This window comes from Nocardioides ungokensis (assembly GCF_013466985.1).
In the GTDB taxonomy this organism is placed as follows: Bacteria; Actinomycetota; Actinomycetes; order Propionibacteriales; family Nocardioidaceae; genus Nocardioides; species Nocardioides ungokensis.
In genome coordinates this window covers 2515914-2541105 of sequence record NZ_CP059164.1, presented here as the reverse complement: position 1 = coordinate 2541105, position 25192 = coordinate 2515914, and the positions used below count along the sequence as shown (strand labels likewise).

Sequence of the window (25192 nt, the reverse complement as noted above, 5' to 3'; positions counted from 1 at the left end):
ACACTTCCTTGATTCGAGGAGGTTGCGATGGGACGTGGCTATCACCGGGTGACGCCGGCTGTTGAGGATGAGATCTGGGCTCGTCTGCGGGCGGGCTATGCGGCCAAGCCGACGGCTCGTGCGTTGGGGCTGTCGACCAGCGGAGTCCATGGCTACCTGGTGCGGTGTGGCGGGATCCGTCCGGCTGCTCGACGGCGTTCGACGGGCCGGTTGAGTCTGCTCGAACGCGAGGAGATCTCCAGGGGTCTGGCAGCGGGATGGTCGTTGCGCACGATCGCGGCCGGCTTGGGCAGGGCGCCGTCGACGGTGAGTCGTGAGGTCGGCGGGCACGGCGGGCGGAGTCGGTACCGCGCGGCGAGGGCAGATGAGCAGGCGTGGGCTCGAGCTCGGCGTCCCCAGACCTGCAAGCTGGCCAGCCGGCCGCTACTGCGTGACATCGTGGCGGAGAAGCTGAGGCAGCGGTGGTCACCGCAGCAGATCGCGGGTTGGCTGAAGGCCACCTACCCAGATGAACCGGAGATGCAGGTGTCGCACGAGACGATCTACCGCACCTTGTTCATCCAGTCCCGCGGTGCGTTGCGCAAAGAGCTGACCGCCTATCTGCGGACCAAGCGAGTACTTCGGCGGTCGGCAGGGATCCGGCTTCCTGATGGTCGTGGTGGCCGGCCCGGGATCCTCAACATCTCCGAGCGGCCGGCTGAGGCCGAGGATCGCGCTGTGCCGGGTCATTGGGAGGGCGACTTGGTCTTCGGCAAGGGCATGACCCCAGTCGCGACTCTGGTCGAACGCTCGACTCGGTTCGTGATGCTCGTCGCGCTGCCCAACGGCCACAAGGCAGATCTGGTCGCCGATGCACTGGCTGCGAAGATCACGAACCTGCCAGCAGCGCTGACCAGGACTTTGACCTGGGACCAAGGCCACGAGATGTCCGAGCACGCCAAGTTCACTCAAGCCACCGGAGTCGAGGTCTACTTCTGTGATCCCAAGTCACCGTGGCAACGCGGGTCGAACGAGAACACCAACGGCCTGCTTCGCCAGTACCTGCCCCGCACCCTCGACTTCCGGACCCTGACCCAAGCCGACTTCGACGCCATCGCCGACGAGCTGAACGGACGACCTCGACAAACCCTCGGCTTCAAGACACCATCCCAAGCACTAGCCGAGGTGTTGCGTTGACCGCCTGAGCCCGCAGGCAGATCCGGGCGGTTGTCAGTGAACTGCCACGGGCGCCGGAGGGGCGGCGAACGCCAAGACGCTGAGCACGAGCAGCAGCAGTCCTGCGCCCCTCGACGTACGCCAGTCCACGTGGGACCCCGCGTGTGAGGCCGAGCCATCCGACGGTCATCAGAGCCAGGCCTGCGAAGGGCATAAGCCAAAGGCTAAGTGCCGCCATGAGCCCAGCAACGACGAGTGCAGCGAGCGTGATCAGAACGCCGACGACGGGGGACGGCTTGCTGACGGGACTGTCCGGGACCGTGACCACGCGTCAACAACGACAATCTCCCCTACGGGCTATGCGCTGGGCCGCCCCGACCGCATCTCGGCAGATCCGGTCGTCCCGTGGATGGAGCGGCGCTGTCCGGGCGCAGCCTTCAGCGCTGCGGGGCGAGCGTTAAGGCGACGCAATTTCCGGATGGGGGCCCAGACCGGTCCGGTGACGCATCAGGGCCACGACCTGATCGGCGCTCTTTCTGGCCAGCGGCCCCGGGTCCCCGACCGGAAGGGACGAGTCGGTCTGATCCACGAAGGCCCGCAACCGATGCTCGCCGCGGCGCGGCCGTACCCGTCGGCCGGAAGCCTGAACTCGGCGCGCGACTCGTGTCGCCGGTCCGGGGACGCCTTCGGCGTCGAGCTCCACCGATACTCCAGGCCACGATCGAGCACCTGCCGTCGGCAGCCCTCGAGAGGGGCGGCGTCCCAGCCGCGCGCGACCGAGAGCCGGCCCACCAGCCCGTGCACGGCCTCCAGCAGCAGGCGCGCCCTCAGCTGCGCGGTGCGAGCGGCGAGCCCGGTCGGCACGTGCACGTGCGCCATCTCGAACCCCTCCCGAACGGGGTCCACCTGCACAGTTGCGCGCACGTCCTCGAGCTCCGGATCGTGGCGGATGAACAGCCGCAGCTCACTGACGCGGTTCGCCAGCCTGAGCTCCGCGATGGCCTCGCTGTAGAGCTCCGCGATGGACCGGCAGCCACGGATCGCGACGTCAGCGACCTCGTCCTCATCGGTGGGCCGATCGGCGCGCCCCTGGGCCGGCCACGGGTACACGTACGAGAGTGGGCACTCCAGCATTGTGCCCGCACCCGAGCGGAGCGTGGCCGCTTCGCCCGCCCGGGCACAGCTACCTTGGCAGGTCGCTCAGTCGCACCTGCCGCGCATCGGCCCGGGCGCGCGGACCGCGGCAGCTCCGCGCGCCCACGCGCACGCTATGCGGCACGTGAACGGATGCCTCCTTCGTGCCGCGATCCGCCATGTCGCTCCCGCTGTGCTCGGCTGACACAAGCCATCCTGTGCCTGTGCGTTCCTCTCACTGGCTGGTCCTCGTTGTCGCGCCGTCGCTGCTCCTGGTCGGATGCGGTCCGGCCAGCGGATTGGGTGGACCCCGAGGCGGGCGTAGCGGACGAGGACATCGAAGTCCTCAAGCGCGCGGCGCGCGGCTACGTGGACCTCACCTGATTCACATACATCGGAGCGCCCTCCCCACGTGGGGGAGGGCGCTCCGTCGCTCTGTCGGTGTGGGTTCGACGCGCACACTATGCGGCAGGTGTGCGCTGACATGGCCGGGGCTCATTCACTGCCAAGCGGGGCCAGGTCACCCCAGCCCGTTCGGTTGGCGTAGGGGACCAGCACGAGCGCCAGAATGATGAACGGGACGGCGAGGTCGAGTTCGCTGATCGCGGAGGACTGCCAGGTGGTCCCGTCGACCAGCCCGCCGACTCGGGCCACGTCATTGGACAGGCCGTGCATCGCGATGGCCAGCAGCGTGGCTTGGCCGGCGCGTGCCCAGAAGAAGGTGATCACCACGGACAACGCAACGATCTTGATCGTGAAGGCGCCCAGGTAGGCCAACCCTCCCCACAGGCCGTAGTCGGTGAAGGCGTCGTACTTCACAGGGAAGTGCCACGAGGCCCAGGCGAAGCCCACGATGAGGGAGGCGACCAATGGCCCTCGGGTTCGGAGCAGGACGGGAAGCGCGAAGCCGCGCCAGCCGTTCTCCTCCAGGAGTGCGCCTGCGTCGAGGAGCATGGCCACGGGCAGCAACGCGAGCATGCTCCACGAGAAGTGCCACGTGAAGTCCTGCGCCACAAAGGCCCGGTGGAGAAGCCCACTGATCAGGTTGCACGCCGAGAAGACGATGACCACCGTGATCCAGATCCGGATCCCTCTACGTGCCCCCACCTCGTTCGACCACGGACGAAACCTGCTACCGACGGCGCGGAGCAGCCTGCGCCCGCCGCGTATGCGGGCAACGATGAACACGGCGAGGTCAGGCGCGGCTACCTGAGCAAGCGCCAAGGTGACGCCGAGGAACGCGGCTGGGTACACCACTACGACGCGGACCGCTGTGAGGAGGTCGGAGCTGAAGTCGATCCCGGCCTTGGACAGCCCCCTGTCGATAGCTCCATCCGCACCGGTCAGGAGGAATGCGATGCCCAGCAGCACCTCCAGAGCGACTGCGATCAGCCAGAACGTCAGCACTGGGCGAGGTGGTAGATCAACATTCATCGACTCTGCGGCGGCGTCTGGCGCGCTCAGGGAGCCCATATAACCAACGTGCTTCATCAGCCCAACGACGACCATCGGGACAGCCCCTGAGGAACCCCTGACCCGCCCCCGCCTGCGCCCGCACATCGGCACGAGCGTGCAGCCAGCGGTAGATCCGCGCCAGCGACCATGTCTGGCGCAGACGTCAGACGTGGCGGCTGTCCCAGCGACCAGGACGTACGACGTTGCGGGGACGTCATACCAAGCGGCGGCCGGGCAGACCGAAGCCATGACGTCACGGTGGAGGGCGCCCTTCGAGTCGGCAGGACCGGGCACAACTCGGCAGATGAGCGTGTTCGGCCAATTCGTCGACTCGCGAACGCGTCAGTCCAGATGCGCGAGTGCTCCGAGGTCGGGGGGCCGCGTGGAGGCGGCGCCGCACACCCGTTCAGTCGTCTCGCCGTACTGGTTCCAGCCTCGGACGCAGAAGCCGTCGTGGTCCGGGGTCACCCGAAGGTGCACGCCGGGGGAGACAACTGCCCCGCCATCGGGCGTGAGGCGGTCGCCGGATCACAGGTCGGCAGGAACGATCCCTTCGCCATCCTTGAGAAGGATGTGTTGGACCCAGGCCATGGCCAGGACGTCCCGGTACATCGGGCGCCCCCGGTCCGCCCGCTGATCCACCCCCCGACACAGCGCGAAGAGTGCAGCGAAGAGTCCGAGGACTGTTACGACGGCCACCAGCCCCTGCAGGCGGGAGCTGCTCGGCAACAGGGAGAGCGCACGGGAGGCTTGCTCGCGCGCCCGGGCTGGTGCTACCTGGTCGACCACGACCTGAAGGGTGCCTGACCTCCGCCACATAGCAGCGGCCCCACGCCGCGGATCCTGATCTCATGGGTGTGCATCTGCATCCCCGCAATTGCCGCCGATGGCGCACCCCAGTCCCGAGGATCTTGCGATTCTTCCGGTGACCGGATGTGGCTCATTCCTCAGTCGTAGCGGAGCCAGACGTACTCGCCGACGCGCTGGGTGCCGCTCTGCCGGCCGTACTCGTAGTCGAGATCAATGCCCTGCACTCGGAGTTCGCCGGGTTGGCTGCTGTGAATCGTCATGATGACCTGTGGCCGTGGCCGATGGGTGTCATTGAGACCCAGCGGGAGCGTGGCGCCATCCAGGTCCGCGACCACGTCGCACCACCGGGAAAGATCTCCGGTCGCCGAGCCGATCGAACCTCGGGCGGTCGGCACGCACACCTCGAAAGTGAGCACTGCATGCGCGCTGTTCGCCACGACATGGGGCTCGACGCCGGTCAGCGTGACGGACCCGTCGACACCGTGCAGCGGGTAGGCCATCGCGACGTGCAGTGGCGGACCGCCCGCTGTCTCCTTCTCTCCAAGTCCGAGACTGGGTGACTCCGGGGCCGCGTAGAAGGCCCGCGGATGCGTCCACCACCAAGCACCGCGAACGGCCCCGCCCACGACGGTGAGGACGATCGCGGCCACGAGGTAGCGCCGAACGGAACGTTGTCGGGGCTTGGGACTTCGGCGTTCAGGGAGAGACTCAACAGCAACGTCCGCGCTCACTCCAGCCCCCGTCGCCGGGCGTCCCCCGTGGACGCTTCGGACCATGATGATGCCAGCCTTCCGGGCTCACCACCCCGCGGTTGTGCGAAGACCGTGTCGACGTGCGGGCTACGACGTGGTGCTTTCCCTCCGGCTACGCAATGACTCGACGGCGTACCTGGTTCGCTTCGCCACCCAAGCTCCGCTCCCGCGCGACCACGCACCATCGGGGGCAGATCCGCGCGCGCCCACGCGCACCTTGTGCGACAGAGGAGGTCGGAATCAATCGCGGGCGAGCCGGATACCGATGGCCACTCCACCTGCGAGGATCGCGACCAGACCACACGCGACGAGCCCGTACGACGCCGCCGCATGCAGTTCTGGGTCACGGCTGAAGATGTCTTCCGACCCCCGGACGAAGCCAGCCAGGACGAAGCAGAACACACCGAGCAGAGCGGACCCCAGACCACGCATGGCGGAAGGAGATCACAACTGCGCGCGTAGTGGGCGGGTGACTCGCGGATCGCCTGGAGACGGGGTCAGGTCCGGTCGAGCCGTCGGGCGAGGTACGGCGCGGTCGCGCTTCCCGCGGCCTTCGCCACGTCGGACGGCGTTCCGGTCGCGACCACCCGGCCGCCCGCGTCCCCCCCGCCGGGTCCGAGGTCGATGACCCAGTCGGCGGTGGCGATCGCGTCGAGGTCGTGCTCGACGAGCACCACGGTGTTGCCGGCCTCGACGAGCCGGTGCAGCTGGCGCAGGAGGAGGACGATGTCCGCGGGATGGAGCCCGGACGTCGGCTCGTCGAGGAGGTACAGCGCGTGGCCGCGGCGGGCGCGTTGCAGCTCGGTGGCGAGCTTGATGCGTTGCGCCTCACCGCCGCTGAGCTCGGTCGCCGGCTGGCCGAGCCGCAAGTAGCCCAGCCCGACGTCACGCAACGTCTCGAGGCTCCGGGCGGCAGCCGGCACGTCGGCCAGGAACTTCGCAGCGTCGTCGACGGACAGCGCGAGCACGTCTGCGACGGTCTTGTCGAGGTACGTGATCTCGAGCGTCTCGGGGTTGTACCGCGCCCCGTGGCAGGCCGGGCACGGGGCGTAGGTGCCGGGCAGGAACATCAGCTCCACGGCGACGAACCCCTCGCCCTGACAGGTCTCGCAGCGGCCCTCCGCCACGTTGAAGGAGAAGCGGCCGGCACCGTACCCGCGGGCCTGCGCCTCGTCCGTGGCGGCGTACAGCTTGCGGACCGCGTCGAACATCCCGGTGTAGGTCGCGAGGTTGGATCGTGGCGTCCGTCCGATCGGGCGCTGGTCGACCAGCACCTGCCGGTCGAACGACTCGAGGGCCGCCGGGTCCTCGGCGAGCACCTGGCTGACCAGGGTCGACTTGCCGGACCCGGACACCCCGGTGACGGCGGTCAGCACGCGCAGCGGGATGTCGACGGACACGTCCTGCAGGTTGTGGCGGGAGATCCCGCGAAGCTGGAGCCAGCCCTGCGGGGCGCGCACGGTGTGCGCCAGCTGTTCGGCGCGCCCGAACAGGTGGGCGCTGGTGGCTGACTCGGCGACCTCCTCGAGACCCGCGACCGGGCCGCTGTAGAGCACTCGGCCGCCGGCCTCACCGGCCCCCGGGCCGATGTCGACGACCCAGTCCGCACGCCGTACGACGTCGAGGTCGTGCTCCACGACGAACAGCGAGTTGCCGGATGCCTTCAGGCGGTCCAGGACGTCGAGCAGCGGCGCTGCGTCGGCCGGGTGCAGGCCCGCGGACGGCTCGTCCAGGACGTAGACGACCCCGAACAGCCCGGAGCGCAGCTGGGTGGCGATCCGCAGCCGCTGCGCCTCACCCGGCGACAGGGTCGTCGAGTTCCGACCGAGGCTGAGGTACCCCAGACCGAGGTCGAGCAGCACCTCCACTCGGGCGACCAGGTCCGCGCAGATCCGCACCGCCACCTCGTTGGTCTCCTCGGGAAGCTCGGCGACGGGCCGCAGCAGCGCGACGACCTCGGCGAACGGCAGGCAGTTGACCTCCGCGATCGACAGACCCGCGAAGGTCACCGCGAGCGCCTCCGGCCGCAGCCCGCTGCCGTGGCACTCGGGACAGGGCGCGTCCTCGACGAACCGCAGTGCCCGCTCCCGCATCCGCTCGCTCGTGGAGTCGGCCAGCACGTGCATGACGTGCTTGCGGGCGCTCCAGAACTTCCCGTAGTAGCCGTGGTCGATCCGGTCACGCTCGGGCTTGATGAGGACGGACGGCTGCTCGTCGGTGAACAGCAGCCAGTCGCGGTCCTTCTTCCGCAGCCTGCTCCACGGACGGTCGATGTCGATGTCGAGCCCGGACACGATGCTGCGCAGGTTGGCACCCTGCCAGGCGCCGGGCCACGCCGCGATCGCTCCGTCGCGAATGCTCAGCGACGGGTCCGGGACCAGCAGCTCCTCCGTCACATCGTGGACGACACCCAGCCCGTGGCAGCGAAGGCAGGCACCGGCCACCGTGTTGGGTGAGAACGCTTCGGCTGCCAGGCGACCGGCCCCGGCCGGGTAGTCACCCGCCCGCGAGTAGAGCATCCGCAACAGGTTCGACAGCGTGGTGATGGTGCCGACGGAGGAACGAGACGTGGGTGCTCCGCGGCGCTGCTGCAGGGCCACCGCCGGCGGGAGGCCGGTGATCTCCTGGACGTGCGGGGCACCGACCTGCTGCAGCAGGCGGCGCGCGTACGGCGCCACGGACTCGAAGTAGCGGCGTTGTGCCTCGGCGTACAAGGTGCCGAACGCCAGGGACGACTTGCCCGAGCCCGACACTCCGGTGAACGCGACCAGGGCATCGCGCGGGATGTCGACGTCGACGTTGCGCAGGTTGTGCTCGCTGGCGCCACGGACGCGCACGAAGTGGTCGGTCTCGTCGGAAGTCACGCGCGCTTCGTACCCAATGGGGACGTGCGCACCCGCACCGCAGCCAATCCGAGCGAAGAGTCGCTCCATGCGCTCGGCGACCTCCGGGAACGTCGTCGCCCGCCCAGGAGGCCGTCCTCCCGGCGCTCGTTCCACGTCGCGAGCCGGTGAAACGTGCGGCGTCCCCGGTCGGGCAGGAGGATCGCGGGCCTGTGTCGTGCACGAGTGCCACAGCTCCGCCGGGCGACGGGAACGTCAACCGGTCAGGACAGGTGGCGGTTCAGCGTCTCCGACGGGCTCTCGCCGAAGGCGTCTCGATAGGCGGCGGCGAAACGCCCCATGTGCATGAAGCCGAAGCTGGTGGCCACGGCGCGGACGGTCGTGGTGTCGCGCATCGAGTTCCGGAGTGCTTCGTGGGCGCGACGCAGTCGCACCTGGCGAAGGTAGGTCATCGGCGGTGTGCCCAGATCTCGGCTGAACCCTTCCTGCAGCGCCCGCGCGCTCAGGTGCACCTCGGTGGCAAGGCGGACCGTCGACCACGGCTCGCCAGGCCGTTCCTCGACGATCTCGATGGCGCGCCGGATCGCTGCGCCCGGACCCCTGCGACCCGGTCGGGTGGCGGTGTCACTGTGGTTGTGGGGCTGACCGAGTAGGAGCGCGTCGAGCACCAGGCCCTCGATGTGTCGGCCGACGACAGGGTTCGTGCCGAGGTCGGTCGGGTGGTCGAGCTCGTCGATGACCAGGTCCAACACCGACTGGAGGCGTCGCCCCACGGGGCTCTGCAGCTCTGCCTGGAACTCGAAGCTCAGTCGGCGCCCCAGCGTCCGGCCGAGCAGGTGCTCGAGCTCTGCCTCCAGGCAGGCACGCGGAATCATCAGGCAGAGCTGTTCGCAGTCTGCCGACCACGAGATCTCGGCAGGGGCCCCGGGCGAGAAGATGAGGCCCTCGCCCGGACGCGTCGCCACCGGTTCGCCGGACCCGCTCCGTGAAGCCGCACGACCCCGAACTGGGAGATTCACGTGGAAGTTCTCCGCATCCGCGGTGCGCAGTCGTAGCCGGCGACCGTACGACAGTCGTCCGGCCGTGAGCGCGCCCAGGCGCAGGCCGGACAGGTCCATCTCCAGGGGTGCCGAGCCGCGGGAGAGATCCAGGCGGTGGGGCAGGTAGAGCTCGGAGATGAGCTGCTCCGCCTCGTCCCGGTCGTCGGTCGTCCGGCGCGTGTAATGCTTCTCCTGCCGTGCGCCTTCGTGCCCGTCAGACGCCGGTTTCTGGCGTACGGCGGTGTCGCCGTCCATCGTCGTTCTCCCTGCCATGTCCCGAGTCGCACAGCGGAGCGGATCGCCCCCGGTCGTCAACTCGGCGGTGGAACTACCGCCGAGCTCCGAGATGGTGAGCCGGCCCGGTTCCGACAGCCATCGTAGGTGACAGGGCCAAGCCCCAACGGTGGACCCGGGGCCGCTGGACGCGGCCTCGTGGCCGGAATGCGCGGGACGTCCGGAGGATCGCCGACAGGGCTGCCAACTTGCGTCATTCTCGTGTCGAGGGCTCCGTTCCGAGGCTCTCATCGGCGCCTTGCCCCAACCCCCCGCACGGGGCAAGGCGCCGACGGACTTCACCACCGGAGCGTGTCGGGCCAGGACTACGGGCGAAGCCGCGTCGAAAGGAGGGGACGAATGTCGGACAGGCAGGCAGCCTCGGGTCCCACCGCCCCGAGGGGACCGATGACGGTGGGCGGTCGACCAGCGTCTCACGACCCGGCGCGTTCCCTCGCCGAGACGGTGAACCACCACCTGCGGACCCCGTTGACGGCAATGCTCGGCCACGCCGAGCTCCTCGGGGAGGGGCATCTCGACCTTCCCGACGAGGCACGTCACTCGATCGAGTGCCTGCAGCGAGCCGGGGGGAGACTCCAGGACGTCGTGCTGGGCATCTGTGAGCTGGTTGACATTGCGTGCGCCGACAGGACCGCCCGGAGGGAGGTCGACCTCATGGGGTTGGTGAGCGACGTCGTTGCCGACTACCGGCCCAGTGCACACCGGCAGGGGATCCGGCTGCAGGTGGAGACAGACGAGGTCCACGTCTGCTCCATCGACCGGCATCACGTGCGTCGCGCGGTGGGTGAACTGCTCGACAACGCGCTCGCGCCACTCGCCGGCGGCGGCGCAACCGTCGACGTCTCCGTAACCGGCAGCGAAGGATCGGTCAGTGTTGCATCCGAGACAGGGGAACGCGGCATCAAACCCGCGCGACCGGGAACGCCTCACTAGACCTTTCGAGCGGGAGGACGGCTGTGCCCGACTCGTCGACGGCGGCCGGGGTCTCGGGCTGGCTGTGGCCGCCACGGTCGCGGGCTCGCACGGCGGCCGGCTGACCCTCACCGACAGGCGCGGGGGTGGCCTGACGGCCTGCCTCGAGCTGTCGGTCGAGCGCACGCCCGGGCCGGCGCCGTGGCAGTCCGTGGCGACCGCGTGGTCGGCCGGCTTGTCCAAGACGGGCGGTCCCGAAGGCGAACGGCTGTGCACCTGACGACCCAGGGACGACCTCGGTCAGCGCGTCCAGCTGGGTCGTGTCGCGCGATGGCTGCCGATCCGGCCGTGACGGCCCGCCCGCGGTGCGTTCGGCCTCCGAGTATCCGGCCGTCAACGGGCGGATCGTCCAGGGTTCGGGTCGCCTGCGAGGCGCTCGCGCCGGTCCTCCTCGCGCTTGGAATAGGCGGCGGCACGAATCGCTTCGTCTGACTCCAGGCCGGACCCGAGGCCACCGCCGACGGTTGCTGCAGACGCGACGAACCAGGCCAGCACGAACAGGTCGCCGTAGCCGAGCCGGGCGTTGAGGTAGCCCCCCATCAGATCGGGGTCGAGGACGAACAACGCCCACGCCAGATTCACGACGTAGAGCGCCACGTAACAGATGAGCACACCGGTCATCAAGGTCAGCAGGGTCGAGGGCGTTGTACAAGCGCGACCTGTGCCGCGACCGCGGGGAGTCGTCCTCGGGGCGATCCCACAGTTCGCCATCGATCACCAGCCAGGCGACGACGAGAGCGATCGAGGCGATCGTCGCGACCACCAGCCGCCACCACGACAAGGAGTTCGCCAGCACCCAGACCGTCGAGTTGACCGTGGCCACGGCGCCGGTCGCCAGCGCCGCCACGAGCGCCGACTTCAGCCCGGGAACCAACAGCCACGGACGGTTGGCGAGGACCATGCCCATGAGCAGGCGCCAGCGGCCGCGCACAGGCGGGAGAGCCACCCGGTGCCCCTCGTCCGCCTCCGGGTTCGCCATGCCGCTGACCAGCGAGCGCACCGCCCGGCGGGCGCGGGAGTGCATACGGAGTCCGCCGAGCGCAGGCAGTGACAAGACCGCGGTCCGTTGCTCCGGATCGGTCTGGACCAGCAGGTGCCGACCCTCGTGGTCGTGGAGCGGAAGCTCGGTCAGGCCGACGACAAGATCCCAGTCTTGTTCACGGGCCCGGGCTTGCAGCCGACCCACCGCAATCCCGACGTCCTCGGAGCCGGTGGTGAACGGTTCACTCACAACCGTGATGTCCCAGGCCTCGCCATGGTCGGGCGGGTCCAGGTCCGACATACGACGTGCGATCGCGGTCGGCGAGGCAGGATCAGCCACAAGTCCAACCCGGATCGGCTCCACATGGGTTCGGTACCCACCGCGGCCACAGAAGACCCCCGGTCGAGCAACGCGACATACGACATCCGTCCCCGTCCCCTGTCCGCTGCCTCAACCTTGGTCGAGCGCCCCGGGAAACGTTCGGATGCCCGTTTGCGAGCACGCTCCACCGTACTTTCCACCTTCCGGAAGATAACCCGGAACATCCCGGCTACCTGTGCCGAATGCGCGTAGTGTCGAATCTCTCCCTCGGCATCGGCGAACGGTGGCCACCATGAACAGTCTGAGCTCGGGATCCCCGGGGTCGGAGGTGTCAGCCCAGGAACGCACTTCTGCGGGCTCTACTCGGGCCCAGCCGAGCGCGACGGGCTGTTGATTCCCTTCCTCGACGAGGGCTGCGCCACGGCGACAAGTGTTTGTGCCTGATCGACGATGTCGAGCCGGCGCTGGTCAGGGATCGGCTCGTGGGACAGCCCGGCCCGGAGTACTCTCGACGATCGGCGCAGCTCGACGTCGCACGAGCATCTGACGCCTATCTCCGCTCGGGTGAGTTCAGCGTCGACGAGATGATGCAGTTCCTCTCCGAGAGCGTGGACGCGGCGATCGCAAACGACTTCGACCTGCTCCGGGCCGCCGGTGAGATGTCGTGGGACATGCCCTGGGCCCCGGGCTGCGACGACCTGTTCCTCTATGAGTCGGCTCTCAACCGCGTCGTCGAACAGGTTCCCGCCATCTTCATGTGCCTCTACGACTTGAAGAAGTTCGGGGCCGACATGCTCGTCGAAGTACTTCACACCCATCCCAAGGTCCTGCTGGACCGGACGGTGATCGACAACCCCTATTACATGGACGCGACGGAGTACCCGCCGGCAGCCAGTGTTGCCGCGGCAACCCGGTATCCCTTGGTCAAGGTAGACGCGGACGGCGAGGGGGGAACGGACAACGAGTGGTCGTCGCTCACCGATGCCGAGCTGCGGGTTGCCTCCCGCATTTCCGGGGGGATAACCAACCGCAGGATCGCCGAGGATCTCTCCGTCTCTCGCCACACCGTGGACGCCCACCTCAAGCACATCTACCTCAAGCTCCACATCCACTCGCGAGTCGAGCTGACCGTGCTGGCCCTGCGGCATCGCGTCTCCACCGGCTAGTCGGAGGCGATCCGGCTGCCAAGTGCACCCGTTCGCGGGATGCAGGTGACGTGCGCCACGGCAAGCATGGCCGGGACAAGTGCTTCCGGCGAATGGAGTGGTCATGGGCAGGGCAGTCGGCATCGACCTGGGAACGACGAACTCGGTGATCGCGGCGATGGAAGGGGGCCAGCCGCAGGTCATCCCCAACGCGGAGGGCAACCGGACGACGCCGTCGGTGGTCGCGTTCCTGGAGAACGGCGAGCGGCTGGTCGGCCAGATGGCCCGACGCCAAGCGATCTTGAACCCGAAAGGGACCATCTACTCCGCCAAGCGCTTCATCGGACGCAAGGACGACGAGGTCAGCAGCGAGTTGACGACCGTCTCGTTCGACGTGGTCTCCGGCCCCGACGGCGCGGCGCGTTTCCAAGTGAACGGCAAGCTCTACGCGCCGGAGGAGATCTCGGCGCAGGTACTTCGGAAGCTGGTCGACGACGCTGGGAAGTTCCTCGGCGAGCGGGTGACCGAGGCGGTCATCACCGTCCCGGCGCACTTCAGCGACGCGCAGCGACAGGCCACCAAGGACGCCGGCAAGATCGCCGGGCTCGAGGTTCTCCGGATCATCAACGAGCCGACGGCTGCAGCCCTCGCCTACGGTATGGACAAGCTCGAGAACGAGACCGTGCTGGTTTTCGACCTCGGCGGCGGCACGTTCGACGTGAGCATCCTGACCGTGGGAGAGGGCGTGGTCGAGGTCCGGTCGACGGCCGGGGACACGCATCTCGGCGGCGACGACTTCGACCGCCGCATCGTCGACTACCTGGCCGACGAGTTCAAGAAGTCCAACGGAATAGACCTCCGTGACGACTCCCAGGCCCTGCAGCGTCTCTTCGAGGCTGCCGAGAAGGCCAAGGTGGAGCTTTCGGCGGTCACCCAGACCGCTGTCAACCTTCCTTTCGTCACCGCGGACTCCTCCGGGCCCAAGCACCTCAACGTCAACCTGATGAGGTCGACGTTCGAGCAGCTCACCGCCGATCTCATCGAGCGCTGCCTCGGCCCGGTCAAGCAGGCCATGGAGGACGCCAAGGTGACCGCCGACGACATCGACGAGGTCATCCTCGTTGGCGGCTCGACGCGGATCCCGGCCGTGCAGGCATTGGTACGCCGCCTGACCGGCGGGAAGGACCCCAACATGACCGTCAACCGGATGAGGTCGTCGCCATCGGCGCGGCTGTCCAGGCGGCGATCATCAAGGGCGATGTCAAGGATGTGCTGCTCCTCGACGTCACGCCCCTGTCGCTGGGGCTGGAGACGATGGGCGGGGTGATGACCAAGGTCATCGAGCGCAACACCACCATCCCGGCTCGGCGGACCGAGATCTTCAGCACTGCGGAGGACAACCAGTCCGCGGTCGACGTCGTCGTCCTCCAAGGCGAGCGGGAGAGAGCGGCCGACAACCGCGTGCTGGCTCGGTTCCGTCTGGAGAACATCCGTCCCGCGCCCCGCGGGGTGCCCCAGATCGAGGTGACCTTCGACATCGACGCCAACGGCATCCTGCACGTCTCGGCGCGCGACAAGGAGACCGGTGCCGAGCAGCAGGTGACCATCAGCGAGACCTCCACGCTCAGCCAGGAGGAGGTCGACCGGATGATCCAGGACGCCGAGACTCACCGCGGTGAGGACGCCGCACTGCGCGAACGGGTCGATGCTCGCAACGAGCTCGACTCTGTGGCCTATCAGGTGCGCAAGGCACTCGAAGAAGGCGGGACGTCCGTGCCCCAGCACGACCGCGCCCGTGCCGAGATGCTTGTCGAGGAGGCCCGACAGGCGGTCGAGGGCGACGAAGCCGTCGACCGCCTCCGCGCCCTGACCGGGGAGCTCCACCAGATGAGCCAGGCGCTGAGCGCTCCGTCACGAGGTGGCGGCGGATCTTCCGAAGGGTCGGCCAGCGCCTCCGCTGATACGTCTGCGAGCGATGACGACGACGTCATCGACGCCGAGTTCACCGCTCACTGACGGCCATGTCCGACCACGAGGCACCGACGACCGAGGCCCCTTCGAACGGGACAGGAAGCGACGAGGCTCCGGCGAACGAGACCCAGGAGCACGTCGACGACGCGGCCGAGCACGTCGACCAGGCGCGCCAGATCGCGGAGCTGGAGGATGCCTGGCGGCGGACGGCTGCCGAGCTGGACAACTTCCGCAAGCGTTGCGCGCGCGACGTGGTCCGGCCGCGAGCAGGAACGGGCGGCCGTGGCAACCATGTGGCTACCCGTCCTGGACAACCTCGAGCGGGCGCTCGAGCACGCGTCGTCCGACCCGAGGCTGTGGTCGAGGGCGTCCGTGCCGTGCTGGCGCAGGCGGTCGGCGTCCTGGCCGACCTCGGCTACCCGCGTCGCGACGACAACGGCCGGGCGTTCAACCCGGCCGTGCACGAGGCGGTCAGCACGATGTCCGGTGAGGGGCTGGTGCCCGGCACGGTGGCTCAGGTCGTGCGTCCCGGCTACGGGCCGGATGACAAGCTCCTGCGGCCGGCCGCGGTCGTGGTGGCCACCAGGGCATCCTGATGGCCCAAGACTTCTACGAGGTCCTCGGAATCTCCCGCGATGCCGAACCGGCCGACATCCAGCGGGCTTACCGCAGGCTCGCGCGGCAGCACCACCCCGATGTCAACAAGCACTCCGAGGCCGAGGAGCGGTTCAAGGAGATCGCCGAGGCCTACGACGTGCTGTCGGATCCGGAGCTGCGTCGCCGCTACGACGCCTTTGGCGAGGACTTCCGACGCGTCCCTCCCGACACGGATCCGGCCGCCTGGCGCCAAGCCCGGACGTACGCCGACGCCGGTGCGGGGGCGCGTGGCCGCTGGTCGTCGGGGGCGGGCCGTCGGGAGGTTTCGGAGCAGGCGACTTCGGCGACGACGTCGACATCGAGGACCTGCTCGGGGGCATCTTCGGCGGGCGGGGGCGAGGCGGTCGGGGCAGGACCGGCTGGGGGCCGGGCCCGGTCCCGGGCTCCGACCACGAGGCCGAGGTGGAGGTGTCCGTCGAAGAGGCTTACCACGGCACCGAGCGCAGCTTGACGATCAGCGGCCCCGACGGCCCTCGCACGCTTGACGTCACCATCCCGTCCGGCGTGGTCGACGGTCAGCGCATCCGGCTGCGAGGCCAGGGCGGGCAGGGCGGCGGTTCGGCGGCGGCCGGAGACCTCTACCTGGTGGTCCGGATCGCCGACCACCCGCGTTACCGGGTCGAGGGTCGCGACCTGCACGTGCTCCTGCCGGTCGCTCCGTGGGAGGCAGCCCTGGGCGCTTCCATCTCCGTCGACACTCCCAGTGGCGCCGCCACGGTGAAGGTCCCGGCCGGCTCGTCGAGCCACCGCCGGTTGCGGCTCAAGGGCCGTGGGCTCCCAACAGGCGAGGCAAGCCGGGGAACTTCTACGCCGAGCTGCAGATCCGCGTGCCGGGGACCCTCACCGACGACGAGCGGCGGCTCTTCGAGGAGCTCGCGAAGGTGTCCAGCTTCGAGGCGAGGAGCAGACGATGACTGCGGTCACGCACTTCGCCCTCGCTCGGCCCTACCGGCTCAGTCTCGACAGCTATGCGCAGGTGACCGGCGTACATCCCGAGCTGGTGCGCCGCCTGGTTGCCCTCGGACTGCTGGAAGTCACCCGCGACGCGCAGGGGCGCTTGTGGTTCGACCCCTCCCAGGTGAGAGAGATGGCCAGGATCCAGCGGCTGCGGATGAGTCTGAACCTCGGCTACTCCGCCATCGGGCTGGTCGTCGAGCTGCTCGACCGGATCGCGGAGCTGGAGAAGACGCAACGGCGAATGTCACGACGAGGAGGCGCTCCATGGACATGAACAGACTGACCCAGAAGTCGCAGGAGGCTCTGCACGACGCCCAGACCAAGGCGCTGCGCTTCGGCCACGTCGAGGTGGACGGGGAGCACCTGCTGCTGGCGCTGCTCGACCAAGGGGAGGGCTTGGTCGCGCCCCTGCTCGCCCGGGCGGGAGCTGATCCGGACCGGCTCCGGGAGGACCTGGAGGCCGAGCTCGGCCGCCGCCCGCGGGTCAGCGGGCCGGGCGTGACGCCCGGACAGGTGCACATCACCCAGCGGCTCTCGCGGCTGCTCGACACGGCAGACCGCGAGGCACACAGGCTCAAGGACGAGTACGTCTCGGTCGAGCACCTCGTGATCGCCCTTGTGGAGGAGGGCTCAGGCTCGGCTGCCGGGCGGCTCCTGCACGCTCAGGGGTTGACCCGCGACACCTTCCTGGCCGCACTGACCGAGGTGCGCGGTCACCAGCGGGTGACGTCGGCGACCCCGGAGGGGACCTACGAGGCGCTGGACAAGTACGGCCGCGACCTCGTCGCGGCAGCGGCCGCCGGCAAGCTCGAGCCGGTGATCGGCCGGGACTCGGAGATCCGCCGGACCATCCAGATCCTGTCGCGCAAGAGCAAGAACAACCCGGTACTGATCGGCGAGCCGGGGGTCGGGAAGACCGCGATCGTCGAGGGTCTGGCCCAGCGGATCGCCGACGGCGATGTGCCCGAGGGCCTGCGGGACAAGACCGTCTTCGCCTTGGACATGGGGGCCCTCATCGCCGGAGCGAAGTACCGCGGCGAGTTCGAGGAGCGGCTGAAGGCCGTGCTCAACGAGGTGCAGAGCGCCGAGGGCCACATCCTGCTGTTCGTCGACGAGCTGCACACCGTCGTCGGCGCCGGCGCCGCCGAGGGAGCGATGGACGCCGGCAACATGCTCAAGCCTCTGCTCGCCCGCGGCGAGCTGCACATGATCGGCGCGACCACCCTCGACGAGTACCGCACGCACATCGAGAAGGACGCAGCCCTCGAGCGCCGGTTCCAGCCGGTCGTCGTCGACGAGCCCAGCGAAGAGGACGCCCTTTCTATCCTGCGTGGGCTCCGCGAGCGGCTCGAGGTCTTCCACGGCGTGAAGATCCACGACGGCGCCCTGGTGGCGGCAGTGACGCTGAGCCACCGCTACATCTCCGACCGCTTCCTGCCTGACAAGGCCATCGACCTCGTCGACGAGGCCTGCGCGATGCTGCGCACCGAGATCGACTCGATGCCGGCCGAGCTCGACGAGCTCACCAGGCGCGTGACGCGGATGGAGATCGAGGAGGCGGCACTCTCGCAGGAGGAGGACGCCGCGAGCAAGGCCCGCCTCGAGGAGTTGCGCAAGGAGCTGGCCGACGCGCGGGCCGAGGCCGATGCCCTGCGCGCGCAGTGGGAGGCCGAACGGTCGGCGCTGCGCGAGGTGCAGTCTCTACGCCAGGAGCTGGAACAGGTACGGCTGGAGAGCGAGCGGGCCGAGCGCGAGTACGACCTCAACCGAGCGGCGTCCCTGCGACACGGCAAGCTGCCGGAGATCCACCGGCGACTGGAGGCGGCCGAGTCCCGGCTCGCCGGCAAGCAGGGTGGCCGCCGGCTGCTGCGCGAGGTCGTGACCGCCGACGAGATCGCCGACATCGTGTCGCGCTGGACCGGCATCCCGGTCACGCGGCTCCAGGAAGGGGAGCGCGACAAGCTGCTGCGCCTCGACGAGGTGCTCCACGAACGCGTCATCGGCCAGGACGAGGCGGTCCAGCTGGTGGCCGACGCCGTTGTCCGCGCCCGCTCAGGCATCAAGAACCCCCAGCGACCCATCGGGTCGTTCATCTTCCTCGGCCCCACCGGCGTCGGCAAGACCGAGCTGGCCAAGACGCTGGCCGCCGCTCTGTTCGACACCGCGGAGAACATGATCCGGATCGACATGAGCGAGTATCAGGAGCGGCACACCGTCAGCCGGCTGGTCGGGGCACCTCCCGGCTACGTCGGCTACGAGGAGGGCGGTCAGCTCACCGAGGCCGTGCGCCGCAAGCCCTACGCGGTGGTCCTTCTCGATGAGATCGAGAAGGCCCACGTCGACGTCTTCAACACGCTGCTGCAGGTGCTCGACGACGGACGGTTGACCGACTCCCACGGCCGGACCGTCGACTTCCGCAACACCGTGCTGATCATGACCTCCAACATCGGCTCGGAATACCTGCTCGAGGGGGTCACCGCGGGTGGCGAGGTCAAGGACGAGGCGCGCTCGATGGTGATGCGCACCCTGCAGTCGCACTTCCGCCCGGAGTTCCTCAACCGCGTCGACGAGATCGTGATGTTCAAGCCGCTGACGCTCGCCGAGATCGAGCGCATCGTCGATCTCCAGCTCGAGGAGCTGCGCGGGCGGCTGGCCGACATGCGGATCACCCTCGACGTCACGGCCGAGGCGCGCCGCTTCATCGCGGACCAGGGGTTCGACCCGGCGTACGGCGCCCGCCCGCTGCGGCGATACATCTCCCGCGAGGTGGAAACCCAGGTCGGCCGGGCGCTGCTGCGCGGCGACGCGGCCGACGGGGGCACGATCTCGGTCGACGTCGTCGACGGGGAGATCACGATGACCGCCGGCAGCCCGTCAGAGGGGAGGGCCGTGGCATGACCGCGACCACCCAGAAGTCGACGAAGGTCGAGTGCGGCAACTGCGGAGCGAAGAACCGCGTTCCGGCGGTTGCCGAGGGCACGCCACGCTGCGGGAAGTGCAGCACTCCGCTGCGCTGGGTGGTGGACGCGAACGACGACGAGTTCCACGCCGTCGTGGACGAGTCGAGCCTGCCTGTGCTGGTCGATGTGTGGGCTCCGTGGTGCGGCCCCTGCCGGATGGTGAGCCCGGCCCTGGAGAAGCTGGCCGGGGAACTGGCCGGAAACCTCAAGCTGGTCAAGGTCAACGCTGACGAGAACCCGACTGTGAGCCGGCGGTTCGAGGTCCTGTCGATCCCGACGTTGGTCCTCCTCGACCACGGCAAGATGGTCGACAAACAGATCGGCGCCCTTCCGGAGCACCAGCTGCGCTCCTGGCTCGAGTCCAAGCTCCCGAAGGGGGCGTCATGACTGCCAACCCGACGCGCGTCGGCGCCGACCCGCACCTACGAGTCATCCGGCCCGTGCCGCCACCCGCCCGGCGCGTCTGCGCGGAGTGCGTGCAGCTTGGCACCCCATGGGTGCACCTGCGCCAGTGCCTGACCTGTGGCCAGGTCGGCTGCTGCGACTCCTCACCGATGCGACACGCGCGCGCTCACGCCGCCACGACGAGCCACGTCATTGTGCGTTCGATTGAGCCGGGGGAGAACTGGAGATGGTGCTATGTCGACGAGCAGTTCGTCTGAGCTCGAGGTCGCGGACCTACCCGAGACCCCCGACACCACCGGCGCCTACCCCCGGCTCAGTGACGAGCAGATCATGCTGCTCTCGCGGTACGGCGAGCGGAAGTCGCTGCCGAAGGGCACCACGCTGTTCTGCGAGGGGGACCGCGACTGTGGCGTGTTCGTCGTGCTGGACGGCCGGGTCCGGGTTGTCCAGGAGGACAGTCCCGAGGGAGCGTCGCGGGTGCTCGCCGTCCACGGGCGGGGTCGCTTCGTGGGCGATCTGTCGATGTTGACCGGTCAGGCGGTCTACGTCACCGCCGTCGCCCAGACCGACGTGGAGGTCCTCGAGGTGGTCTACGACCGGCTCAAGGAGGCGGTCACGCAGGATCAGGTGCTCGGGGATCTGATCCTGCGGGCCTTCATCCTTAGACGCAACATTCACGCGGACCTCGGCGCCGGCCTTCGGATCATCGGCTCCCGCTACTCAGCCGATACCCGCCGGCTCAGGGACTTCGCGAGCCGCAATCGCATCCCGTGCCGCTGGGATGACGTGGAGGAGGATCCCGAGGCAGAGGGCACCCTGCGAGCCTTCGGCATCCCACCCGACCAGACACCCGTCGTGATCTGGAAGGGGCGGACGGTCCTGCGAAACCCCCATCGCGGAGCTGGCCGAACTCCTCGGCCTGCGAGCGGCGCCGAGCCGGGCGGCCTACGACTTGGTCGTGGTGGGCGCGGGCCCGGGCGGCCTGGCCGCGGCGCTCTACGCCGCCTCCGAGGGGCTCTCGACCGTCGTCGTGGACGCCTTCGCCACCGGCGGCCAGGCGGCCACGTCGTCCCAGATAGAGAACTACCTGGGGTTCCCCGCGGCATCACCGGCGCCGAGCTGGCCGACCGCGCCGTCGTGCAGGCCCGCAAGTTCGGCGCCGCCTTCAACATCCCCGGCGAGGCCACGTCCCTCACGCAGTCCGACGGCTATCACGTGGTGGGGTTGGCGGAGGGGGAGGACCTGATCACACACGCCGTGCTCGTCGCCACGGGTGTGCGCTACCGACGTCTCGACATCCCGGGGATGGACCGTCTCGAGGGCAGCAGCGTGTACTACGCCGCGACGGAGTTCGAGGCCCGGCTGTGCCGACAAGACCCCGTCACCGTCGTCGGCGGCGGCAACTCCGCAGGTCAGGCGGCTTGCTTCCTGGCCCGACAGTCGCCAGTGGTCAACCTCGTCATCCGACACGACGACCTGGGGAGGGACATGTCCCGCTACCTTGCCGACCGCGTCGAGCAGTCCCCACGCATCAAGGTCTGGCGCAACAGCGAGGTGTGCGAGCTCATCGGGGACGGAGCGCTCCACGAGGTGCTGCTGCACGATCTCCGCGCGGACGGGAGGCAGCGCGTCGCGACGACCGCTCTGTTCGTGCTGATCGGTGCGGCCCCCCACACCAGCTGGCTCGAGGGGATGGTTCCGCTGGACGAGAAGGGCTTCGTGCTCACCGGATCCGGCTCCGAACGCCGCATCGGCATGTTCGAGACCCGTTGCCAGGGCGTGTTCGCCGTGGGCGACGTCCGTAGTGGCTCGGTCAAGCGCGTCGCCTCCGCCGTCGGCGAGGGCTCGGTCGCGATCCGCCAGGTCCACGAGTTCCTGGAAGCCGCGGGACGCCGTTGAAAGGCCCGCCGTCTCCCGAGGCTGACACCCAAAGACAGCTAGGGGAGAGGAGTCCGTGCCGCGACGTGCATGTCCTGCCAGCCATGTCCAGGTCCGTTGCCGCGCGAGCCGGGCGCCTGACAGCGGCTCTCAGCCTGAGAGTGCGTTTCAAATAGCAACCCGGTGCACACCCCGGCGCGCCCTGCGGTGCGCGAGCCAGCCCCAGTGCATCGGGTCGTCGGAGGCTGGCTTCCGGTGGCCGTCGGAATGTGCGTCAAACGCGAACAGGGGCCGTTCCCAGTGACCCTGTCGGATCGGTGGGAACGGCCCCTGAACTGCGTTGTGCTTCGGTCGGGCTGACAGGATTTGAACCTGCGACCCCTTGACCCCCAGTCAAGTGCGCTACCAAGCTGCGCCACAGCCCGAAGGCCTTCCGTGGAAGGCCGCGTGAACACTATCGCAGCCGGGCCGAGGATCCGGAATCGGGCTCGCCACGGGCGTCCGGCGAGCGTGGGGGAGTGCCCCGCCGGCGTGCGCCGCCATGACCTACGGCCCTGCCAGGCCGACGAACCACGTGCCGACACTGGTGCATGACCGATCCCGTCCTGACCTTCCTGGGTGCCACCGGCACGGTGACCGGTAGCCGGTTCCTGGTCGAGCACGAGGACAGCCGGGTGCTCGTCGACTGTGGGCTCTACCAGGGGCTGGCCGACCTGAGGCGCCGCAACTGGGAGACGATGCCCGTCGACGCGGCCGGCATCGACGCCGTCGTCGTCACCCACGCCCACCTCGACCACTGCGGTTACCTGCCCAAGCTGGTGCGCGACGGCTTCCGGGGCCGGATCATCTGCAGCCCCGAGACGGTCGAGCTCGCGACGATCGTGCTGCGCGACAGTGCCCGGCTGCAGGAGGAGGACGCGGCGTACGCCAACGACGTCGGCTTCTCCAAGCACCGTCCCGCGCTGCCGCTCTACGACTCCGGCGACGTCGAGAAGACCTTGCCGCTGATGGCGCCGACCGAGTTCCTCACACCGACCCAGGTCGCCCCGGCGCGCAGGTGACGCTGCAGCCGGCGGGCCACATCCTCGGCTCGGCCACGGCCCTGGTGGCCGTCGGTGGCGCCCGGGCGCTCTTCAGCGGTGACCTCGGCCGGTCCGGGCACCCGCTGCTCCGCCCGCCCGTGGACCCGCCCGCCGCCGACGTCGTGGTGGTCGAGTCGACGTACGGCGACCGCCGGCACGCACCGCGCGACCCCGGGCTGCTCGCGGACGCGATCCGGCGCACCGTCGACCGCGGCGGCAGCGTGCTGATCCCGGCCTTCGCCGTGGACCGGACCGAGCTGGTGATCCTGGAGCTCACGCGGCTGATGCGGTCCGGCCAGATCCCGAAGGTGCCCGTCTTCGTCGACAGCCCGATGGCGCTGGCCGCGCTCGCCGTCTACCGGCGAGCCGTGCGCCAGGGCTCGGTGCAGCTACGCGACGAGGTCCGCGGCAGCCACGAACTGCTCGAAGACACCGGGCTCCACGCGATCCACGACGCCACCGCCTCCCAGCGGCTCAACCGTCCGTCGGCGCCGTGCATCGTCATCTCGGCCTCGGGGATGGCCACCGGCGGCCGCGTCGTCCACCACCTCGCCCAGCAGCTCCCGGACCGCCGCAACTGCGTGGTCCTCACCGGCTACCAGGCGGCCGGCACCCGCGGCCGCCAGCTCCAGGAGGGAGCCCGGCAGGTCAAGATGCACGGGAAGTACGTGCCGGTGCGTGCCGAGATCGTCGACGACCAGGACTTCTCGGTCCACGCGGACGCCGACGAGACCCTCCGTTGGCTGGGCCGCAGCCCGACCCCGCCGGAGAACGTGTACGTCGTGCACGGCGAGCAGCACGCGGCCGCCCGGCTGGCCGAGCGCATCGGCACCGAGCTCGGCTGGTGCGCGGTCGTGCCCCGGTACGGCGAGCGGGTGCGGCTCGGCGAGACCGTGGTCGACGAGGCGTGAGGCGGGTCAGGTCTCCAGGCGGAACGCGCGGCCGCTGAGTGTCGTCGGGCGGATCTCCACCACGTCGTACTTCAGGGTCCCGAGCCAGGGGCGCAGCCCGATGTCGTCGGCGCGGTGCTCCTCGCGCTCCTCGAGGTGGCGGGCGGTGCCGCGGACCACGACGCTGTGCGCGCTGCGCTCGTCGTGGTCGTCGATCTCGAACACGACCTCGGGGTGCATCACCACGCCGAGCAGCTTGTCGCCCTCGGCGGTGCGGAAGAGCAACGTGTCGCCGTCGACCCCGTAGTTGATCGGGACCAGGTGCACCTCGTCGCCGAGGCGGTAGGCGAGGCGGCCGAACTCTGCCTCGCGCAGCATCTCCCAGCACTCCTCGCGGGAGAGCACCCTGACGGTGTCGTCGTCGTAGCTCATCGGTCCTCCTCGGCGGGTCGCGGCGGTCGGCGAGAAGGCTGCGGTCGCTGCCCGAGCACGGTGCCCATGAGGGAGCATTGCCCGCCGGACGAGCCGGCGACAGGGCAGGTCGTCACCCGCGCCGCAGACCAACGGCCCGGGCGTGCGCGGGCGCGACGTAGGTTCGAGTCCGTGACCACCGACGAGAGGACACCGATGACCGACCAGCCCACCGTCGCACTCCTCGGCACCGGCACCATGGGCGCCGGCATGGCCCGCAACATCGCCGCAGCCGGACTGTCGCTGCGCGTCTGGAACCGGACGCCGGCTCGGGCCGAGCCCCTGGCCGACGTTGCCGAGGTCGTGAGCACCGTCGCCGAGGCGGTGCAGGGTGCCGACATCGTGCTGACCATGCTCTTCGACGCCGACAGCGTCGCGGAGACCATGGAGGAGGCGCGGGGCCACCTGGCCGCCGACGCGGTGTGGCTCCAGCAGAGCACCGTCGGGCTCGCGGGCACCGACCGCCTGGCCGAGCTGGCCGACGACCTCGAGGTGGCCTTCGTGGACGCGCCGGTGCTCGGCACGAAGAAGCCGGCCGAGGACGGCGCGCTGGTCGTGCTGGCGTCTGCGCCCGAGTCCGTGCGCGACCGGGTCGCCCCGGTCCTCGACGCCATCGGCAGCCGGACGCTCTGGGTCGGTGAGGCGGGTGCCGGGTCGCGTCTCAAGCTCGCCGCCAACGCGTGGGTGTTCACCGTCGTGGAAGGCGTGGCCGAGTCGCTGGCGCTCACCCGCGAGCTGGGGCTGGACCCGCGCCTCTTCCTCGAGGCGGTCCGCGGCGGTGCGCTCGACGCGCCGTACGTCCAGCTCAAGGGCGGCGCCATGCTCGACGGCTCCTTCGACCCGGCGTTCGCTCTCGACGGTGCCCTCAAGGACGCCGGGCTGATCATCGAGGCCGGCAAGGCGGCCGGGCTCGACCTCGGCGTGCTGCCGGGGATCCGCGCGCACTTCGCGCGCGCGGTCGACGCCGGCCACGGGGACCTCGACATGGCTGCCACCTACCTGGAGCACTGACCGCGGC

The 25192-nt window shown here is 69.6% G+C and carries 22 protein-coding genes, 1 tRNA gene and 2 pseudogenes; 16 read left to right on the top strand and 9 right to left on the bottom strand.

Annotated elements, in window-relative coordinates:
• Positions 1-27: 27 nt before the first annotated feature.
• Complete coding sequence (locus H0S67_RS12465; protein WP_246354701.1) at positions 28-1176, top strand: IS30 family transposase; 1149 nt, start codon at positions 28-30, stop codon at positions 1174-1176.
• Between the two features lie 486 nt (positions 1177-1662).
• Here H0S67_RS12465 and H0S67_RS12460 read toward each other — a convergent pair whose 3' ends face one another.
• The 6 genes from H0S67_RS12460 to H0S67_RS12435 form a co-directional block, all read right to left on the bottom strand.
• Positions 1663-2265: a hypothetical protein gene (locus H0S67_RS12460; RefSeq protein WP_180933324.1), complete on the bottom strand. Its 603-nt coding sequence runs from the start codon at positions 2263-2265 to the stop codon at positions 1663-1665.
• A 519-nt stretch (positions 2266-2784) separates the two neighbouring features.
• A complete protein-coding gene (locus tag H0S67_RS12455) occupies positions 2785-3696 on the bottom strand; it encodes a CPBP family intramembrane glutamic endopeptidase (protein WP_180933323.1) in 912 nt (303 codons plus the stop codon).
• A gap of 995 nt (positions 3697-4691) precedes the next feature.
• Entirely contained in the window at positions 4692-5054 is a 363-nt protein-coding gene (locus tag H0S67_RS12450) for a hypothetical protein (RefSeq protein WP_180933322.1), read from the bottom strand.
• A 492-nt stretch (positions 5055-5546) separates the two neighbouring features.
• A complete protein-coding gene (locus H0S67_RS12445; protein WP_180933321.1) occupies positions 5547-5738 on the bottom strand; it encodes a hypothetical protein in 192 nt (63 codons plus the stop codon).
• A 65-nt stretch (positions 5739-5803) separates the two neighbouring features.
• The gene (locus tag H0S67_RS12440; protein WP_180933320.1) at positions 5804-8170 is read right to left on the bottom strand and encodes an ATP-binding cassette domain-containing protein; all 2367 of its coding nucleotides are present in this window, start codon (positions 8168-8170) and stop codon (positions 5804-5806) included.
• Between the two features lie 242 nt (positions 8171-8412).
• The gene (locus tag H0S67_RS12435; RefSeq protein ID WP_180933319.1) at positions 8413-9444 is read right to left on the bottom strand and encodes an AraC family transcriptional regulator; all 1032 of its coding nucleotides are present in this window, start codon (positions 9442-9444) and stop codon (positions 8413-8415) included.
• 483 nt (positions 9445-9927) lie between these two features.
• Between H0S67_RS12435 and H0S67_RS12430 the strand changes: the two genes are divergently transcribed.
• Positions 9928-10416, top strand: coding sequence for a sensor histidine kinase (locus H0S67_RS12430; RefSeq protein ID WP_180933318.1), 489 nt, complete (start codon positions 9928-9930; stop codon positions 10414-10416).
• Between the two features lie 372 nt (positions 10417-10788).
• Here the strand turns inward: H0S67_RS12430 and H0S67_RS23620 are convergent, their stop codons facing one another.
• Entirely contained in the window at positions 10789-11076 is a 288-nt protein-coding gene (locus H0S67_RS23620; RefSeq protein ID WP_219635244.1) for a hypothetical protein, read from the bottom strand.
• Between the two features lie 1032 nt (positions 11077-12108).
• On the opposite strand from H0S67_RS23620, the gene H0S67_RS23615 reads away from it, so the two are divergent.
• The 11 genes and pseudogenes from H0S67_RS23615 (at position 12109) to H0S67_RS28200 (ending at position 21752) form a co-directional block, all read left to right on the top strand.
• A complete protein-coding gene (locus tag H0S67_RS23615; protein ID WP_343050501.1) occupies positions 12109-12924 on the top strand; it encodes an MEDS domain-containing protein in 816 nt (271 codons plus the stop codon).
• Between the two features lie 103 nt (positions 12925-13027).
• Positions 13028-14919 (top strand): annotated as a pseudogene (gene dnaK / locus H0S67_RS12410) (molecular chaperone DnaK).
• Positions 14920-14924: 5 nt separating this feature from the next.
• A complete protein-coding gene (locus H0S67_RS12405) occupies positions 14925-15470 on the top strand; it encodes a nucleotide exchange factor GrpE (RefSeq protein ID WP_219635242.1) in 546 nt (181 codons plus the stop codon).
• On the top strand, positions 15470-15982 hold the full coding sequence (locus H0S67_RS27370; RefSeq protein ID WP_343050062.1) for a DnaJ domain-containing protein: 513 nt from the start codon (positions 15470-15472) through the stop codon (positions 15980-15982). The genes H0S67_RS12405 and H0S67_RS27370 overlap by 1 nt, the downstream gene beginning before the upstream one ends.
• A pseudogene (locus H0S67_RS27365) lies at positions 15934-16272 on the top strand (J domain-containing protein); the annotation flags it as partial. The gene H0S67_RS27370 and the pseudogene H0S67_RS27365, both read left to right, overlap by 49 nt.
• Positions 16191-16445, top strand: coding sequence for a hypothetical protein (locus tag H0S67_RS25235; RefSeq protein WP_246354700.1), 255 nt, complete (start codon positions 16191-16193; stop codon positions 16443-16445). The pseudogene H0S67_RS27365 and the gene H0S67_RS25235, both read left to right, overlap by 82 nt.
• Positions 16442-16762 (top strand): chaperone modulator CbpM, encoded by a 321-nt coding sequence (locus H0S67_RS12395; RefSeq protein WP_180933317.1) that lies wholly within the window; start codon positions 16442-16444, stop codon positions 16760-16762. The genes H0S67_RS25235 and H0S67_RS12395 overlap by 4 nt, the downstream gene beginning before the upstream one ends.
• Positions 16753-19386, top strand: coding sequence for an ATP-dependent chaperone ClpB (clpB, locus tag H0S67_RS12390; RefSeq protein WP_180933316.1), 2634 nt, complete (start codon positions 16753-16755; stop codon positions 19384-19386). The genes H0S67_RS12395 and clpB overlap by 10 nt, the downstream gene beginning before the upstream one ends.
• Complete coding sequence (gene trxA / locus H0S67_RS12385) at positions 19383-19835, top strand: thioredoxin (RefSeq protein WP_180933315.1); 453 nt, start codon at positions 19383-19385, stop codon at positions 19833-19835. Before clpB ends, trxA begins: the two co-directional genes overlap by 4 nt.
• Positions 19832-20110 (top strand): UBP-type zinc finger domain-containing protein, encoded by a 279-nt coding sequence (locus tag H0S67_RS12380; RefSeq protein ID WP_180933314.1) that lies wholly within the window; start codon positions 19832-19834, stop codon positions 20108-20110. The genes trxA and H0S67_RS12380 overlap by 4 nt, the downstream gene beginning before the upstream one ends.
• Positions 20088-21752, top strand: a complete 1665-nt coding sequence (locus H0S67_RS28200) for an FAD-dependent oxidoreductase (RefSeq protein WP_219635241.1) — start codon at positions 20088-20090, stop codon at positions 21750-21752. The genes H0S67_RS12380 and H0S67_RS28200 overlap by 23 nt, the downstream gene beginning before the upstream one ends.
• A 330-nt stretch (positions 21753-22082) precedes the next feature.
• On the opposite strand, the gene H0S67_RS12370 is transcribed toward H0S67_RS28200, so the two are convergent.
• A tRNA-Pro gene (locus H0S67_RS12370) sits at positions 22083-22156 on the bottom strand.
• 165 nt (positions 22157-22321) lie between these two features.
• On the opposite strand from H0S67_RS12370, the gene H0S67_RS25215 reads away from it, so the two are divergent.
• Positions 22322-22792, top strand: a complete 471-nt coding sequence (locus H0S67_RS25215; protein WP_246354699.1) for an MBL fold metallo-hydrolase — start codon at positions 22322-22324, stop codon at positions 22790-22792.
• The gene (locus H0S67_RS12365) at positions 22789-23724 is read left to right on the top strand and encodes an MBL fold metallo-hydrolase RNA specificity domain-containing protein (RefSeq protein WP_246354698.1); all 936 of its coding nucleotides are present in this window, start codon (positions 22789-22791) and stop codon (positions 23722-23724) included. Before H0S67_RS25215 ends, H0S67_RS12365 begins: the two co-directional genes overlap by 4 nt.
• Positions 23725-23730: 6 nt before the next feature.
• Here the strand turns inward: H0S67_RS12365 and H0S67_RS12360 are convergent, their stop codons facing one another.
• Positions 23731-24135, bottom strand: a complete 405-nt coding sequence (locus tag H0S67_RS12360) for a pyridoxamine 5'-phosphate oxidase family protein (protein WP_180933313.1) — start codon at positions 24133-24135, stop codon at positions 23731-23733.
• A 171-nt stretch (positions 24136-24306) separates the two neighbouring features.
• On the opposite strand from H0S67_RS12360, the gene H0S67_RS12355 reads away from it, so the two are divergent.
• The gene (locus H0S67_RS12355) at positions 24307-25185 is read left to right on the top strand and encodes an NAD(P)-dependent oxidoreductase (protein WP_219635240.1); all 879 of its coding nucleotides are present in this window, start codon (positions 24307-24309) and stop codon (positions 25183-25185) included.
• Positions 25186-25192: the final 7 nt, after the last annotated feature.

Coding starts and splice junctions, on each gene's coding strand:
- H0S67_RS12465 (WP_246354701.1), top strand. CDS start 28: ATGGGACGTGGCTATCACCGGGTGACGCCGGCTGTTGAGGATGAGATC.
- H0S67_RS12450 (WP_180933322.1), bottom strand. CDS start 5,054: ATGGCCTACCCGCTGCACGGTGTCGACGGGTCCGTCACGCTGACCGGC.
- H0S67_RS12445 (WP_180933321.1), bottom strand. CDS start 5,738: ATGCGTGGTCTGGGGTCCGCTCTGCTCGGTGTGTTCTGCTTCGTCCTG.
- H0S67_RS12435 (WP_180933319.1), bottom strand. CDS start 9,444: ATGGACGGCGACACCGCCGTACGCCAGAAACCGGCGTCTGACGGGCAC.
- H0S67_RS23620 (WP_219635244.1), bottom strand. CDS start 11,076: ATGACCGGTGTGCTCATCTGTTACGTGGCGCTCTACGTCGTGAATCTG.
- H0S67_RS12405 (WP_219635242.1), top strand. CDS start 14,925: ATGTCCGACCACGAGGCACCGACGACCGAGGCCCCTTCGAACGGGACA.
- H0S67_RS27370 (WP_343050062.1), top strand. CDS start 15,470: ATGGCCCAAGACTTCTACGAGGTCCTCGGAATCTCCCGCGATGCCGAA.
- H0S67_RS12395 (WP_180933317.1), top strand. CDS start 16,442: ATGACTGCGGTCACGCACTTCGCCCTCGCTCGGCCCTACCGGCTCAGT.
- clpB (WP_180933316.1), top strand. CDS start 16,753: ATGGACATGAACAGACTGACCCAGAAGTCGCAGGAGGCTCTGCACGAC.
- trxA (WP_180933315.1), top strand. CDS start 19,383: ATGACCGCGACCACCCAGAAGTCGACGAAGGTCGAGTGCGGCAACTGC.
- H0S67_RS12380 (WP_180933314.1), top strand. CDS start 19,832: ATGACTGCCAACCCGACGCGCGTCGGCGCCGACCCGCACCTACGAGTC.
- H0S67_RS28200 (WP_219635241.1), top strand. CDS start 20,088: ATGTCGACGAGCAGTTCGTCTGAGCTCGAGGTCGCGGACCTACCCGAG.
- H0S67_RS25215 (WP_246354699.1), top strand. CDS start 22,322: ATGACCGATCCCGTCCTGACCTTCCTGGGTGCCACCGGCACGGTGACC.
- H0S67_RS12360 (WP_180933313.1), bottom strand. CDS start 24,135: ATGAGCTACGACGACGACACCGTCAGGGTGCTCTCCCGCGAGGAGTGC.